Origin of the sequence: Brevundimonas sp., assembly GCF_041648115.1 — a bacterium.
Lineage (GTDB): Bacteria > Pseudomonadota > Alphaproteobacteria > Caulobacterales > Caulobacteraceae > Brevundimonas.
Map to the genome: position 1 here is coordinate 38516 of NZ_JBAZPR010000015.1, position 14415 is coordinate 52930.

Here is a 14415-nt window from a genome sequence, read left to right on the forward strand (position 1 = left end):
GATGTTCCCCGATCTTGCGCCGTGCGGGCTGACATTTGGCCCATCTGCGGCTAGAAGCGCCGCCCATGAGCGCTCCGCAAAAGACCCCCGAAAAGTCGATGGCTGAATTGGCCGCCGAATACGGCCTGGCCCCCAATGAATATCAGGTCGTCCTCGACCGGCTGGGCCGCGAGCCCAACCACGTCGAACTGGGCGTCTTCTCGGTCATGTGGTCCGAGCATTGCTCGTACAAATCGTCCAAGATCCACCTGGGCAAGTTCCCCACCACCGGCGAGCGCGTCATCTGCGGTCCGGGCGAGAACGCCGGCGTGATCGACATCGACGACGGCGACGCCTGCATCTTCAAGATGGAGAGCCACAACCACCCCTCCTACATCGAACCCTATCAGGGCGCGGCGACGGGCGTGGGCGGCATCATGCGCGACGTCTTCACCATGGGCGCGCGCCCGGTAGCCCTGCTGAACGCTCTGCGCTTCGGCGATCCCAGCCACGAGAAGACCAAGCGCCTGGTCAAGGGCGTCGTCTCGGGCATCGGCGGTTACGGCAACTGCGTCGGCGTGCCGACCGTGGCGGGCGAGACCAACTTCCATTCGGGCTACAACGGTAACATCCTGGTCAACGCCATGTGCGTGGGCATCGCCAAGTCGGACAGCATCTTCTATTCGGCCGCGCCCTCGGCGGGCCTGTCGGTGGTCTATTTCGGCTCCAAGACCGGCCGCGACGGCATCCACGGCGCGACCATGTCCTCGGCCGAGTTCGACGACGAGTCGGAATCCAAACGCCCCACGGTCCAGGTCGGCGATCCCTTCGCCGAGAAGCTGTTGATCGAGGCGACGCTGGAGCTGATGGCCTCGGGCGCCGTCGCCGCCATTCAGGACATGGGCGCGGCGGGCCTGACCTCCTCCTCGGTCGAGATGGCCGGCAAGGGCGGCGTCGGCATCGAGCTGAACATGGACGCCGTGCCCCAGCGCGAAGAGGGCATGAGCGCCTATGAGATGATGCTGTCGGAAAGCCAGGAGCGGATGCTGGCGGTCCTGAAGCCCGGCCGCGAGGCCGACGGCGAACGCATCTTCAAGAAATGGGGCCTGGACGCCGCAACGATCGGCGTCACCACCGACACCGGCCGTCTGGTTCTGAAGCATCACGGCGAGACCGTCTGCGACGTGCCCCTGGCGCCCCTGTTCGACGACGCGCCCCTGTATGACCGCCCCTGGGTCCAGCCGGAGCTGCAGCCCAAACTGAACCACGCCGAGATCCCCGCGCCCGAGAACTGGGCCGATGCGGTCATCAAGGTGATCGCCTGCCCCGACATGGCGTCCAAGCGCTGGATCTGGGAGCAGTACGACCGTCACGTCATGGCCGACACGCTGCAGGATTCGGCCACCGGCGCCGACGCCGGCGTGGTGCGGGTGCACGGCACGGACAAGGGTCTGGCCGTGACCTCGGACTGCACCCCGCGCTATGTCCAGAACGACCCCTATGAGGGCGGCAAACAGGCGGTAGCCGAGGCCTGGCGCAACCTGACCGCCGTGGGTTCGCGCCCCATCGCCATCACCGATAATCTGAACTTCGGTAATCCCCAGCGCCCCGAGATCATGGGCCAGATCGTCCGCGCCATCGACGGCATGGCCGAGGCCTGCCGCGAACTGGTTTTCCCGGTCGTGAGCGGCAACGTCAGCCTCTATAATGAAACCAACGGCGTCGCCATTCCGCCGACCCCGACCGTGGGCGCCGTGGGCCTGCTGCCCAACTATGACGTGGTGACCAACTTCTCGACCATGGCCGAGGGCGACACCCTGGTCCTGATCGGCCAGACGCATGGCGAACTGGGCGCCTCGATCTATCTGCGCGAGGTTCTGGGCCGCGAGGACGGCGCCCCGCCGCCCGTCGATCTGAAGCTGGAGAAGAAGACCGGCGACTTTGTGCGCGACCTGATCGAGGGCGGCGACCTGACCGTGGTCCATGACCTCAGCGACGGCGGCCTGATCGGCGCCGCCGCCGACCTGGTGCTGGCCTCCGATGTCGGCGTGACCTTGGACGCCACCAGCGCGACCCACGCCCACATCTTCCTGTTCGGAGAGGACCAGGCCCGTTACCTGGTCGCCGTGCCGGACGCCGACGCCATCATCGCCAAGGCGCGCGAAGCCGGTCTGCACGCCTCGGTCGTCGGCCGCGCGGGCGGCGACGCCTTTGGGTCCACCGACCTGTTCAGCATCCCCGTCGCCCATCTGCGCGAATGGCACGAAGGCTGGATGCCGGGCTGGCTGGGCGACGCCGCATGATCCGCGCCGCCCTGCCTGTCGCGTTGCTAGGCTTGCTGGCGGCCTGCGACGGCGGCGGTGATCCGGTGCAGCAGGCGCTGCGCGACACGTCCGCCGCCAACCATGCGGCGGCGGCCCGCACGACGGCCGAGACCCAGGCCGCCAGCCACGCGGGTCACGATAAGGCCGGCCCCACCCCCGGCGATCGGGCCTTCGCCGCGTCCGAAGCCGAGATGCACAAGAAAATGGCCGCCGCATCCGGCCAGACCGTCGATCAGGCCTATGTCGCCAAGATGATCGCCCACCACGAAGGCGCCGTCGCCATGGCCGAAGTCGCTCTGCGCGACAGCCGCGATCCCGAAATCCGGCGCATGGCCCAGAGCGTGGTGGAGGCCCAGACGCGCGAGATCGCCGAGATGAAGGCCTGGGCGCCGACCTCCGCTCCGGCGAACTGAGGATGGCTAAAGGACCCTATCTCGGGGGTGGAAAACGGGCGGGTCCCTCCAAAGCCAAGGCGACGCCGACGGGACGCTCTCGGGCGCAGAAGCCGGAGCGGGCTGCCGGACGCCCACAGTCCAAGCCGTCACAGATCACCAGAGACGAACTGAAGCATTTCGCCTTTCGCGATCGCTCCAGGGAGGCGTTCCTGGATGAGCTCGACCCCCTGCTCCGCGCCTGTTTCAAGAGCGGCTTCACCCGACCCAATGAGGTCGCCGGCCTCCTGAACAAGGCGGGCAAGAGCACCGCCTGCGGCCAGCCGTGGACGCCTCACCTCGTCTGGGGTCTTCAACGCTTTCTGTTCGAGCAGCGCGAAAAGAAGAGAGCCTCTCAAACGGCTCCAGCGGCGCCGTCGGCCCCGGTTTTGAAACCCGCACCCTCAAACCAACGCGCGAAGGATTCGGCCGCTGAAGATATGGCGCGGTTGCTCGGCGCCATCGCCAGGGCGTCACGCCCTCGCTGACGTCATTGATCGGCAGGCTTCAGGCCACTTGCAGTGTCCTCAATATCCCTCATATTGAGGAACGAGGAGAGCGCCGTGCCAAACTCTATGACCTTGAACGTCCGCGTCACCGGCCCGTTGAGTGACTTCGTTTCACAAAACGTGGGCAGGGACGGCGCCTATGAGAACGTCAGCGAGTATGTCCGCGACCTCATCAGACGTGACCGGGAGCGGGTCGAGGCTGCGAGTTTCGAACGGCTCAAAGCCGAGCTGACGTCTGCCTTCGCTGCGCCTGAGTCCAGCTACACGGCTCTCGACGCCGACGCCGTGTTCGCTCGCGCCCGACGCTGACCAACGTGGCCGACTTTCGAATTCAGGAAGGGGCCAGCCGTCGGCTTGACGACATCTACGCCTACAGCTGCGAGACCTGGGGAGAGGTACAAGGGCAGACCCATATCCGTCGTCTGTTTGCGTGTTTCGAGGACATTGCGGCCCGCCGTATCGCATGGCGCGCGATCCCCGCCGAGTTCGGCGTCGAGGGCTTCTACACACGATGCGAACATCATTACGTCTATTGGCGCATATTGTCGGATGGCGCCGTCGGGATCGTGACGATCCTGCATGAACGCATGCACCAGATCGCGCGTTTCAGGGACGATGCGCCCGGCTGAGCCGGCGATTTGCTTGAGGGACCGTCCTATGGACGCGACGACCGCCGACACCATCTTCCGCCCCGCCATACCGCCCCGGCGGACGGGCAAGCCCCTGTCGCTGCTGCCCTTTCTGTGGATCAGCTGGCGCGACCCGATCCAGATGTGGTCCGAACGGCATTTCACCGAGCAGCAACTGCATGGAAATAGCGCCTTCGGCGAAATCCTGGTGGTCAGCCATCCCGAGGGCGTTCGGCACGTCCTGACCGAAAACGCCGCCAACTACGAGAAGGGCGACCTGCAACGCCGAGTGTTGGGGCCGATGCTGGCCGAGGGCCTGCTGCTGACCGAGGGCGAGGTCTGGCGACGCGCCCGGCGCATCCTGGCGCCCCTGTTCACCCCGGCCAAGATGGCGACGCTGAACGCCCGTATGGCCGAGGTCTGTCACGCGCGCGTCGCCGCCTGGTCTCTGTCGGCGCGGGGGCGAGTGCTGGATATCGACAGCGAGATGTCGGGCCTGACCTTCGACATCCTGTCGGCGACCATGTTCTCGGACGAACTGGGCGGCGAGGCGCGCGGGTTCGAGCGGGCGCTGAACCAGTTCCTGGCCAATGGCGCACGCATCGATCCGCTGGACGTGCTGGGCGCGCCGGACTGGGCCCCGCGCCTGGGCCGACTGGCCAGCTTCCGCTCAGCCCGTTTCTTCGAGCAGCGCGTCACCACGCTGGTCGAAGCCCGTCGTGCGCGCATCGAAACGGGCGACGCCCCGCCGGCCGATCTGCTCAGCGCCCTGCTGCTGGCCAGGGATGATAACGGCGGACCCGGCTTGTCGGATGAAGAGGTCGCCGCCAACATCCTGACCTTCATCCTGGCGGGGCACGAAACCACGGCCCGCGCCCTGGGCTGGACCCTGCACCTGCTGTCACGCCAGCCGGAGTATCTGGCGCATCTTCAGGCCGAGGCCGACGCCTTCGACGTCTCCGATCCGAAATGGGCCGACGCCCTGCCCTGGACCCGCGCCGTGCTGGAGGAGACGATGCGCCTGTTCCCGCCCGCCCCAACCATGGCCCGCAAGGCCCTGGCCGACGACGAGATCGGCGGGCAGACGATCAAGGCCGGCGCCACCGTCATCATCTCGCCGTGGATCCTCCAGCGCCACAAGCGACTGTGGGACGACCCCGACGCCTTCAAACCCGAACGCTTCCTGCCGCAAAACCGCAAGAGCATCGACCGCTACGCCTACATCCCCTTCAGCGCCGGGCCGCGCGTCTGCATCGGCGCGGCATTCGCCCTGCAGGAGGCGATGATCGCCCTGGCCGCCATCCTGCGCGTCGCAGATGTCGAGGCCCTGACCACGGTCGAGCCCCGCCCGGTCCACCAGATCACCCTGCGCAGCCGCGAACCCATGCGACTGCGCCTGAGGACGCGGCGCAAGGGCTGATCAGCCCAATCTTGGCCGCAAATCCAGCGCGTCGTGGACCGTCGAAACCGGATCGCCGCGATGAGCACCACGCCCGCTGAACCCTCTGCCGCCGGGACGGTGGACAAGGTGGCGAAGGTCACCCTGGCCTTCTGGTTGATGAAGATTTGCGCGACGACGGTCGGCGAGACCGGCGGCGATCTGGTGTCGATGACGCTGAAGGTCGGCTACGCCGTCAGTTCGCTGATCCTGCTGGCCTTCTTCGTCATCACCCTGGTCGCCCAGCTACGGTCCAAGCGGTTTCACCCCGCCCTCTATTGGCTGGTCATCCTGTCCACGAGCACGGCGGGCACGACCCTGTCCGACTTCATGATCGCAGCCTGGGCCTGGGCTCCGCCACGGGCGCGACGATCATCGCCGGCGTCCTGATCGCCGTGCTGACGGCCTGGCGGCTGACCTATGGCTCGCTGAAGGTCGATCATATCCGCGAGCCGGGGGTCGAGACCTTCTACTGGCTGGCGATCCTGGCGTCGAACACACTGGGGACGGCGTTGGGCGACTTCCTGGCCGACACCTCGGGCCTGGGTTATCTATGGAGCAATGTCCTGATCTCGGGCGGCATCGCCCTGACCATCCTGGCCTGGAAGTTCACCCGCATCTCGACCACCGTCCTGTTCTGGATCGCCTTCGTCCTGACCCGACCCTTTGGAGCGACAATGGGCGACCTGCTGACGAAATCGCACGCCAAGGGCGGGCTGGACCTGGGCACGATCGGCTCGACCGCGGCGCGATTGGGCCTGTTGGTCGTGCTGCTGATCGCCACCACGGCTGACTATCGCAAATGGTTCACCGGAGCGCGCCCCGCGTGATCCGCCGTGTCTCATCCTTGAAGCTGGCGCTGATCTCGGCCGCCATCGGCCTCGTCTGCCTAATCGCCTACATCGTCGGCGTCGCCTTGAGCGGCAATGTCCACACCGTCATTCCCGGCGAGATCTATCGCGCCGGTCAGCCGCGCCCCGGCCTGCTGGACCGGATGGAGCGCCAACACGGAATCCGCACGGTGCTGAACCTGCGTGGTCCCAACCCCGGCTCACCCTGGTACGATGACGAGGTCGCCGACAGCCGTCGCCTGGGCATCCAGCACATCAACTTCCGCATGTCGTCAAAGGAAGAACTGACGCCGCAGGAGGTCCGAACCCTGATCGCCATCATGCGCGATGCGCCAAAGCCTCTGCTGATCCACTGCGCCGGCGGATCGGATCGCACGGGCCTGGCGTCGGCCTTCTATGTCGCCGCCGTATCCCGAGGCGGAGAGACGCGCGCCGAGGATCAGCTGTCGCTGCGCTTCGGCCATATCGCCCTGCCAAATCTGGACGCCTACGCCATGAACCGCACCTTCGAGCGGATGGAGCCGGAACTGGGCTATCCGAACAGCTAGACGCCGTCGCCGTTCCGCCACGAACCGTCTATAGGTCGCGCGGTCCTCCCATCGGATCAAACCCTTGCGCACCGCCGTCCTGCTCCCTCCGGGCTGTCTCTTTTCCGAAGCCCAGCCCAACTCGATGGAGACCGTCGTGCGGACGATGGTGGGCGCCGACCAGGCTGGCGAGACGCGCATTTTCTGCTGCGTCGGGGCGGACGATCACAATGCTCCCGGCGTGGACGCCCTGCCGCCGGGCCGCATCCGCATGCCGACCTTGATCGAACGGCTGCGCGCCTTTCGACCCGACGTGATCGAACATCATCAGCAGGTGAAACAGGCGATGGCGGTGCAGCAGGCCCTGCCCGAGACGCCCCATCTGCTCTATCGCCACAACGCCCTGCGCCCGCCGCGCCACCCCATCGACCGCTGGCGTTACAAGGCCCGCTATGATCGGCTGGACGGCCTGCTCTTCGTCAGCATCGCCGAACGCGACGCCTTCGTGCGCACCTTCCCCGACTTGGAAGACTGGGCGTTCGCCGTGCCCAATCCCATCGACGCCGGCGCCTGGCTGGCCTCGCCCGAGGATCGACAGCCGGTGATCGCCTTCGCCGGACGGGCGATGCCAGAGAAGGGCGTCGATGTCCTGTGCGCCGCCCTGCCCGCCGTGCTGGACGCCCATCCCGACTGGCGCGCCGTGCTGATGCTGAACGACTGGGGCAGACATGCAGAATGGGCCGCCCGGCATGTCGCGCCGCTGAAGCGGTATGGCGACCGGGTCGAGGTGCTGAAGTCCGCGCCGTTGGCGCAGGTGCGGCGGCGGATGCAGACGGCGGCCATCGCCCTGACGCCGTCGGTCTGGGACGAGCCGTTCGGCCTGACGGCGATCGAGGCCCATGCAGCAGGCGCGGCCCTGATCTCGTCCGGCCGCGGGGGCCTGCGCGAAGCCAGCGGGCCGCATGCCCTCTATGTCGATGCGGTGACGTCGCAGACGCTGGCGGCGGCGATGAAGCGGTTGATCTCGGCGCCCGAGGAACGGCTGGCCCTGGCGCGCGCGGGCCAAGCCTATGTCTTGGCCACCCATACGCCCCAGCGTCGCGCGGCCGATCTTCAGGCCGTGCGCCGGACCCTGATCGAGCGCCGCCGGGCCGCCGCCTGAGGCCTCAGAGGACCGGCACGGCCTGGGACAGGCGACCGCCGACGCGGATCGGCTCGACGCGCGTGGCCAACCCGGTCTTGTCGTCGGTCTCGACGAAGACGCCGCAGATGGTCGCAGGACCCGACGCTGGCATATAGCGACCGCCCGAGATGCGGGTGGTGAAGCGCCGCAACGGCTCTTCCTTCTCGTTGCCGATCACGCTGTCATAGTCGCAGCAACCGCCGGCGTCGGTCTGATAGGCCGTGCCGCCGGGCAGTATCTGGCAGTCGGCGGTCGGGACGTGGGTGTGGGTGCCGACGACCAGCGACGCGCGCCCGTCGCAGAAATGCCCCATGGCCATCTTCTCGGACGTGACCTCGGCATGCATGTCGACGATGACCGCGTCGGCGACAGCGCCCAGCGGAGCAGCGGCCAGTTCGCGCTCTACCGCGCCGAACGGATCGTCCATCGGGTCCATATGCACCCGGCCCAGCACGTTCATGACCAGAACGGTGCGGCCCGAATGGGTCTCGAACAGATTGGCCCCGGCGCCCGGCGCATCCATCAGGCGCGGATAGTTGGCCGGCCGGATCAGGCGCGGCTCACGCACGATATAGGTCAGCGCCTCGCGTTGGTCCCACGAATGGTTGCCCAGCGTCAGACAGTCCGCGCCCGCCATGAACAGCTCGCGCGCCGTGTTCTCGGTGATGCCGAACCCGCCCGCCGCGTTCTCCGCATTGATCACCACGAAGTCGAGCTTCAGGTCCCGTTTCAGGCCCGGAAGATGATCGCTGATGCCGTCACGACCGGACTTGCCGATGACGTCGCCGAAAAATGCCAGTCTCATTCGTGAAAGCCTTTAGCACGATCCGACCAATCCTCGACCGTCAGGCCAGCGACGCGTTCGAACTCGCCTGTGTTGCGGGTGACGACAGTCAGCCCCCGACTGCGGGCGTGACCCGCAATCTGATAGTCATAAGGTCCGATAGGGCGTCCCTGACGCTCCAGCACGGCGCGGATGGCCGCCGTATGCCGTGCGGCGTCTTCGTCGAAGGGAAGAATGTCAAGACGCGCCAGAAACGCCTCCAGCAGTTCGGCGCGGCGGGGATCCGCCAATTTGTTCGGACCTACCGCCAGTTCCATGACGACGACCGTCGAGAGATACAACGGCTCGCGCTCGGTTTTCAGACGGTTGATCAACGCAGCGCTGCGTGTCCGCAAAATGTCGATGCAGATGCTGGTGTCCAGCATAAAGCCGGTGCTCACCAGTCCTCCCGCTCTTGCATCCCCGGCTGATCCCGATCCGGCCAGTCCGGGATGCCGGGCCGGTCAAAGAAGTCGTCCCACAAGGCGTTCAGCGGCACCAGGCGCAGGCTCTTGCCCTCCTTGATGACGCGAAGCTCCTTCACGTCGTCGGGAAAGGCGACGGCCTTGGGCAATCGCACGGCCTGCGAACGGTTGGACTTGAAGACCGTGGCTTTCAGCGGAGGGCTCATGGCGTCGATATCGGCCTAGCGCATGTATATGTCAATGGGATATGCCACAATCCGCATAGCCCGCCTCGGTCAGAATCCCATCCAGTCGGACATCGTGCGGTTCCAGGTCCAGCCGCTCGACCTTCTGGCCGACGTAGGCGAAGCCGATGCGAAGCGCGTCGGGGCGGGCGGCGAAGGTGCGGTCGTAATAGCCGCCGCCCTGGCCCAGACGACCGCCCTGATCGTCGAAGGCCAGCAGGGGCGTCAGGATCAGGTCGGGCGTGACGACTTGCGCCAGCGGCAGGGGCGCGGGGCATCCGGCGGCGTCCAGTTCCAGCGGCTCCCCGGGCGACCAGGCGCGAAACTCCATGGGGGCGTCGCGCTGGACCACCACCGGCAGACACAGCCGGCGGCCGGCGGCGTTCAGCGCCACGGCGAGGGCGTCGGCATCCAGTTCGGATCCCATGGCGCGATAGAGGGCCACGATCTCGGCGGGCGGCAAGGCGTCCGCATGATCCGCCGCGCGCGACGCCGCCAGGGGATCGATCTCGGCCAGCCGCTTGCGAAGCGCCCGCGCGGCGGACCGGAGCTCATGCTTGTCCTGGATCATTCGGCCACCCCTACCAATGCCCCGACCCTAGCGAACCAAAGCGACGCGCACGCAATAGCAAAACGCACTCAGTAGCGGAGCGACCGCAGCCGGTCAGCGCGCGCGCTCAAGCAGGGAGCGACCGTGTCGCGAGAGATAGCGCAAGCGTGCTCATGCAGCGAGCCGCCGCGCGGCGAGCGGTAGCACACAAAAAAAGAGAGAAGTTGGCGGCGCCGCAAGAACCGTGAAGGGCGTTTAAATCCTCTCGAACCTGGGTAGCCAGGTGGGCTCCATATGCCCAGGCCCTCAAGCCCGGACAGGGACAGATCCCTTTGAGTGAATTAAGGTCGCGAGGAAATGTATGCCTTCGACGTGGGCCGCAGCAAGACCCGCCGTCGAGCAAGATAGGCCGTCGCCTCGCCTTGCGCCAGCCTGCGTCGAATCTTTGATCAAATCCCCTGGGCGATCTTCTCGATCCGGGCGGCGACGGCGTTCAGCGCCTCGGCGACCCCATCCGTCGAGGCCGGTGCCGAGACCATTGGGGACGGCCCCGCTTTGCCGCCGTTCAGGCGCGCCTCGTGCAGTTCGTCGGCCAGGATCAGGGCGGACATCAGGAACAGGCGCAGGTCGCCGACATGGCCCACGTCCTGGGCCACCTGGCGCACCTGGTTGTCGAACTGTTTGGCCAGGATGCGGACCCGCTCTTCCTGACCGTCGGCGCAACCCACCGCATAGGGCCGCCCGTTGACCTCTACCGTCACCGTCGCCATCAGCCGGCCTCGCTTTCAGCCAACACGCCGCGCACGGCCTCGGCGGCGCGGGCCAGGGCGTCGGAGGCCTCGCGTCCTGCAGCCTCCAGTTCGGCGACGCGCTGATCCGATGCACGGGGCGCGAACAGGTCGTCGTCCGCAATGGCGGGCGCCGAGGCGGGGCGCGCCTTCAGCTCCAGGATCTTGCGTTCCAGTTCGGCCAGGGCGCGGTCGATACGCGTCCTTGCGGCCGTGGTGGCGTCTGCCATCGGTCGCTCCTTCAAATTGCGTATAGAACCCGAGGACGCGTCGGGGTAAAGCGGCGCGCCCCCTTTTTCCGCCTTCCCAACAGAGGTCTCCACCGTGACCGACGCCAAAACCGCACCAAAGGCCACGCCCGAGCAGATGGCGAACGCCATTCGCGTCCTCGCCATGGACGGCGTCGAGAAGGCCAAATCGGGCCACCCCGGCATGCCGATGGGCATGGCCGACGTCGCCACCGTGCTGTTCAGCCGCTTCCTGAAGTTCGACGCGAGCCGCCCCGACTGGGCCGACCGCGACCGCTTCATCCTGTCGGCCGGTCACGGCTCGATGCTGATCTACGCCCTGCTGCACCTGACCGGCTACAAGGCCGCGACCAAGGAAGAACTGTCGAACTTCCGCCAGTGGGGCTCCAAAACCGCAGGCCACCCGGAATACGGCCACATGCCCGGCGTCGAGGTCACCACCGGCCCGCTGGGTCAGGGCCTGGCCACCTCCGTCGGCTTTGCGATGGCCGAGCGTCACCTCGCCGCCAAATACGGCGACGACCTGGTCGATCACCGCACCTGGGTCATCGCCGGCGACGGCTGCCTGATGGAAGGCGTGTCGCAGGAAGCCATCGCCCTGGCCGGCCGCTACAAGCTGAACAAGCTGCACGTCCTGTGGGACGACAACGAGATCACCATCGACGGAAAGGTCTCCCTGTCGGATGCGACCGACCAGAAGGCCCGGTTCAAGGCCGCCGGTTGGGCGGTCAAGGCCATCGACGGCCATGACATGAACGCCATCAAGGCCGCCATGAAATGGGCCACGCGTCAGGACAAGCCGACGCTGATCGCCTGCAAGACCAAGATCGGCAAGGGCGCCGCCACCATGGAAGGCAGCCACAAGACCCACGGCGCCGCCCTGGGCGCGGCCGAGATCGCCGCCACCCGCCTGGGCCTGGCCTGGGATCACGAACCCTTCGAAATGCCCCAGACCATCGCCGACGCCTGGCACAAGGTCGGCCGTCGCGGCTCCAAGGACCGCAAGAAGTGGGAGGCCCGCCTGGCCGCCTCGGGTCAGGCCGCCGACTTCACCCGCGCCATGAAGGGCGACCTGCCCGAGGCCGCCTTCGACGCCCTGAACGCCAAGATCGCCGAACTGATCGAGACCCAGCCGGCCCAGGCCACGCGCCAGTCCTCAGGCGCCGCCCTGGACCAAGTCTTCGCCGCCATCCCCGAACTGATCGGCGGCTCGGCCGACCTGACCGGCTCGAACAACACCTTCGTCGCCGGCACGCCGATCCTCGACGCGCCGGCCTATGAGGGCCGCTACGTCAACTGGGGCATCCGCGAGTTCGGCATGGCCGCCGCCATGAACGGCCTGGCCCTGCACGGCGGGGTCATCCCCTATGCCGGCACCTTCATGGTCTTCTCGGACTACAGCCGCCCGGCGATCCGCCTGGGCGCCCTGATGGGCGTGCGCGCCATCCACGTCCTGACGCACGACTCGATCGGCCTGGGCGAAGACGGCCCGACGCACCAGCCGGTCGAGCATCTGGCGGCCCTACGCGCCATCCCCAACCTTATGGTCTTCCGCCCCGCCGACACGGTCGAGGCCATGGAATGCTGGAAGATCGCGCTGGAGACCAAGACCGCGCCTTCCGCCATGGCCCTGTCGCGCCAGAAGACCCCCGCCGTCCGCACCCTCGCCGCGACCGAGAACCTCTCAGCCAAGGGCGCCTATGAGATCAAGGCCGCCTCGACCGAGGCCAGGGTCACCCTGTTCGGCACCGGCACGGAACTGGCCCTGGCCCTGAAGGCCGCCGAAAAGCTTGAAGCCGAAGGCACGCCGACCCGCGTCGTCTCGGTCCCCTGTTTCGAACTGTTCGAACAGCAGGACGCCGCCTACCAGGCCTCCGTCATCGGCCGCGGCACCGTGCGCGTCGCGGTGGAAGCCGCGATCAAGCAGGGCTGGGAACGGTTCATCGGCGAAGACGGCGCCTTCATCGGCATGACCGGCTTCGGCGCGAGCGCGCCAGCCGAAGTCCTGTACGACAAGTTCGGCGTCACGACCGACGCCGTCGTCACGGCGGTCAAGGCGCGACTCTAAAATCTGTCCTTCTCCCGTTGGGAGAAGGTGGCCCGCAGGGCCGGATGAGGGTCGGCTGGTGGGCCAGTTCGCACCACCCGACCCTCACCCTTTCGCGCAAGAACGACGGCTGTCGCCGCCGTGCGCTCAAGCCCTCTCCCAGCAGGAGAGGGACGGCTTGTGGAGATGTCGATGATTTCGGTTCGCGGTTTGCTGCTGACCATAGTCGTGGCCACGGCCTTCACCCCAGCCCCCTATGCCCAAGCTCTCGATATGGGCGTCCGCGCCACGCCTATCGTTATCGGATCATCATGGGCCGTACCGTCGAACGTCTATGGCGCGACGCGTGAGATCAACGTCTGGCTGCCCCCCGGCTATGCCGACAGCGGCAAGACCTATCCCGTTCTCTATGTCCTCGACGGCGGTCAGGATCAGGACTTTCACCACATCTCGGGCATCGCCCAGCTGGGAACCGTCGTCGGCACGACCCGCGACGTGATCGTGGTCGGGATCGCCTCGGTGGACCGCCGCAACGAACTGGCCCTGCCGACCACCGATCCCGACCTGATCGCCCGCTATCCGACGCAAGGCCAGTCCGACCGCTTCCGCCGTTTCCTGGCCGAGGAGGTCCAGCCCTTCATCGAAAACCGCTTCCGCACCAGCGGCGAGACGGCCCTGATGGGGGAATCCCTCGCCGGCCTGTTCGTGGTCGAGACCTTCCTCAAGGAACCCCAGATGTTCGACGCCTATGTCGCCGTCAGCCCCAGCCTGTGGTGGGACGGGGGCGAACTGGCGCGTCAGTCCGGCGCCCGCCTGCGCGACCAGTCGAACGCCCCGCGCACCCTGATCCTGACCCTGGGCGACGAAGGCCCCGAGATGCAGGCGCCGATGGACGTCCTGACCGCCAATCTGCGCGACTACGCCCTGCCCGGCGTGACCTGGAGCTTCACGCCCCGCCCGACCGAGACCCACGCCACCATCTATCATGGCGCGGCGCTGGACGCCTTCCGCCAGCTCTATGCGGAGCCTGCGAAATGAGCCGGCCCATGCACCGGCTCGGCGCGATCAGCCTGCTGGTCCACGACTACGACGCCGCCATCGCCTTCTATGTCGGCACGCTGGGCTTCGACCTCAGCGAGGACACGGACATGGGCGGCGGCAAACGCTGGGTGCGGGTCACGCCCAAAGGTGGCGAGACCAGCCTGCTGCTCGCCCGCGCTGCGACCGACGACCAGAAGGCCCAGGTCGGAAACCAGGCCGGCGGCCGCGTCTGGCTGTTCCTCGAAACCGACGACCTGATGCGCGACCACGCCGCCTGGCTTGCCGCCGGCGTCCACTTCCGCGAAACCCCGCGACATGAGACCTATGGCAAGGTGGTGGTCTTCGAAGACCTCTACGGCAACGCCTGGGATCTGATCGAACCCGCTACCGGAGCCTGA

18 protein-coding genes and 1 other RNA gene are annotated in these 14415 nt (G+C 67.2%); 12 read left to right on the plus strand and 7 right to left on the minus strand.

Annotated features, from left to right (window positions below):
- Positions 1-65 precede the first annotated feature (65 nt).
- From purL to WC597_RS14065, 9 genes are all read left to right on the plus strand, one after another.
- On the plus strand, positions 66-2282 hold the full coding sequence (gene purL, locus WC597_RS14025) for a phosphoribosylformylglycinamidine synthase subunit PurL (RefSeq protein ID WP_372694195.1): 2217 nt from the start codon (positions 66-68) through the stop codon (positions 2280-2282).
- Complete coding sequence (locus WC597_RS14030; RefSeq protein ID WP_372694197.1) at positions 2279-2716, plus strand: DUF305 domain-containing protein; 438 nt, start codon at positions 2279-2281, stop codon at positions 2714-2716. The genes purL and WC597_RS14030 overlap by 4 nt, the downstream gene beginning before the upstream one ends.
- A 581-nt stretch (positions 2717-3297) precedes the next feature.
- Positions 3298-3552, plus strand: coding sequence for a type II toxin-antitoxin system ParD family antitoxin (locus WC597_RS14035; protein ID WP_372694199.1), 255 nt, complete (start codon positions 3298-3300; stop codon positions 3550-3552).
- 5 nt (positions 3553-3557) lie between these two features.
- The gene (locus WC597_RS14040) at positions 3558-3872 is read left to right on the plus strand and encodes a type II toxin-antitoxin system RelE/ParE family toxin (protein WP_372694201.1); all 315 of its coding nucleotides are present in this window, start codon (positions 3558-3560) and stop codon (positions 3870-3872) included.
- A gap of 28 nt (positions 3873-3900) precedes the next feature.
- Positions 3901-5292, plus strand: a complete 1392-nt coding sequence (locus tag WC597_RS14045; protein WP_372694203.1) for a cytochrome P450 — start codon at positions 3901-3903, stop codon at positions 5290-5292.
- A gap of 60 nt (positions 5293-5352) precedes the next feature.
- Complete coding sequence (locus WC597_RS14050) at positions 5353-5700, plus strand: hypothetical protein (protein WP_372694205.1); 348 nt, start codon at positions 5353-5355, stop codon at positions 5698-5700.
- A 5-nt stretch (positions 5701-5705) separates the two neighbouring features.
- Positions 5706-6140 carry a hypothetical protein gene (locus WC597_RS14055; protein WP_372694207.1) on the plus strand — a complete coding sequence of 145 codons (435 nt, stop codon included), beginning with the start codon at positions 5706-5708 and terminating at the stop codon, positions 6138-6140.
- Complete coding sequence (locus WC597_RS14060; RefSeq protein ID WP_372694209.1) at positions 6137-6709, plus strand: tyrosine-protein phosphatase; 573 nt, start codon at positions 6137-6139, stop codon at positions 6707-6709. Before WC597_RS14055 ends, WC597_RS14060 begins: the two co-directional genes overlap by 4 nt.
- Before the next feature lie 64 nt (positions 6710-6773).
- On the plus strand, positions 6774-7850 hold the full coding sequence (locus WC597_RS14065) for a glycosyltransferase family 4 protein (RefSeq protein WP_372694211.1): 1077 nt from the start codon (positions 6774-6776) through the stop codon (positions 7848-7850).
- A gap of 4 nt (positions 7851-7854) precedes the next feature.
- Here the strand turns inward: WC597_RS14065 and WC597_RS14070 are convergent, their stop codons facing one another.
- From WC597_RS14070 to WC597_RS14100, 7 genes are all read right to left on the minus strand, one after another.
- A complete protein-coding gene (locus WC597_RS14070; RefSeq protein WP_159849512.1) occupies positions 7855-8676 on the minus strand; it encodes a TIGR00282 family metallophosphoesterase in 822 nt (273 codons plus the stop codon).
- Positions 8673-9095 carry a type II toxin-antitoxin system VapC family toxin gene (locus WC597_RS14075; protein WP_372694213.1) on the minus strand — a complete coding sequence of 141 codons (423 nt, stop codon included), beginning with the start codon at positions 9093-9095 and terminating at the stop codon, positions 8673-8675. Before WC597_RS14075 ends, WC597_RS14070 begins: the two co-directional genes overlap by 4 nt.
- Positions 9092-9325, minus strand: coding sequence for a type II toxin-antitoxin system VapB family antitoxin (gene vapB / locus WC597_RS14080; RefSeq protein ID WP_372694215.1), 234 nt, complete (start codon positions 9323-9325; stop codon positions 9092-9094). Before vapB ends, WC597_RS14075 begins: the two co-directional genes overlap by 4 nt.
- A gap of 31 nt (positions 9326-9356) precedes the next feature.
- Positions 9357-9914 (minus strand): 5-formyltetrahydrofolate cyclo-ligase, encoded by a 558-nt coding sequence (locus WC597_RS14085; protein WP_372694217.1) that lies wholly within the window; start codon positions 9912-9914, stop codon positions 9357-9359.
- Between the two features lie 205 nt (positions 9915-10119).
- Positions 10120-10282, minus strand: a non-coding RNA gene (ssrS, locus tag WC597_RS14090) — 6S RNA.
- Positions 10283-10342: 60 nt separating this feature from the next.
- Positions 10343-10663 (minus strand): cell division protein ZapA, encoded by a 321-nt coding sequence (locus WC597_RS14095; protein WP_372694219.1) that lies wholly within the window; start codon positions 10661-10663, stop codon positions 10343-10345.
- A complete protein-coding gene (locus WC597_RS14100) occupies positions 10663-10911 on the minus strand; it encodes a hypothetical protein (protein WP_372694221.1) in 249 nt (82 codons plus the stop codon). Before WC597_RS14100 ends, WC597_RS14095 begins: the two co-directional genes overlap by 1 nt.
- A 94-nt stretch (positions 10912-11005) precedes the next feature.
- Between WC597_RS14100 and tkt the strand changes: the two genes are divergently transcribed.
- The 3 genes from tkt (at position 11006) to WC597_RS14115 (ending at position 14415) form a co-directional block, all read left to right on the plus strand.
- Positions 11006-12997, plus strand: coding sequence for a transketolase (tkt, locus tag WC597_RS14105; protein WP_372694223.1), 1992 nt, complete (start codon positions 11006-11008; stop codon positions 12995-12997).
- A gap of 171 nt (positions 12998-13168) precedes the next feature.
- A complete protein-coding gene (locus tag WC597_RS14110) occupies positions 13169-14014 on the plus strand; it encodes an alpha/beta hydrolase (protein ID WP_372694225.1) in 846 nt (281 codons plus the stop codon).
- Positions 14011-14415, plus strand: a complete 405-nt coding sequence (locus tag WC597_RS14115; RefSeq protein ID WP_372694227.1) for a VOC family protein — start codon at positions 14011-14013, stop codon at positions 14413-14415. The genes WC597_RS14110 and WC597_RS14115 overlap by 4 nt, the downstream gene beginning before the upstream one ends.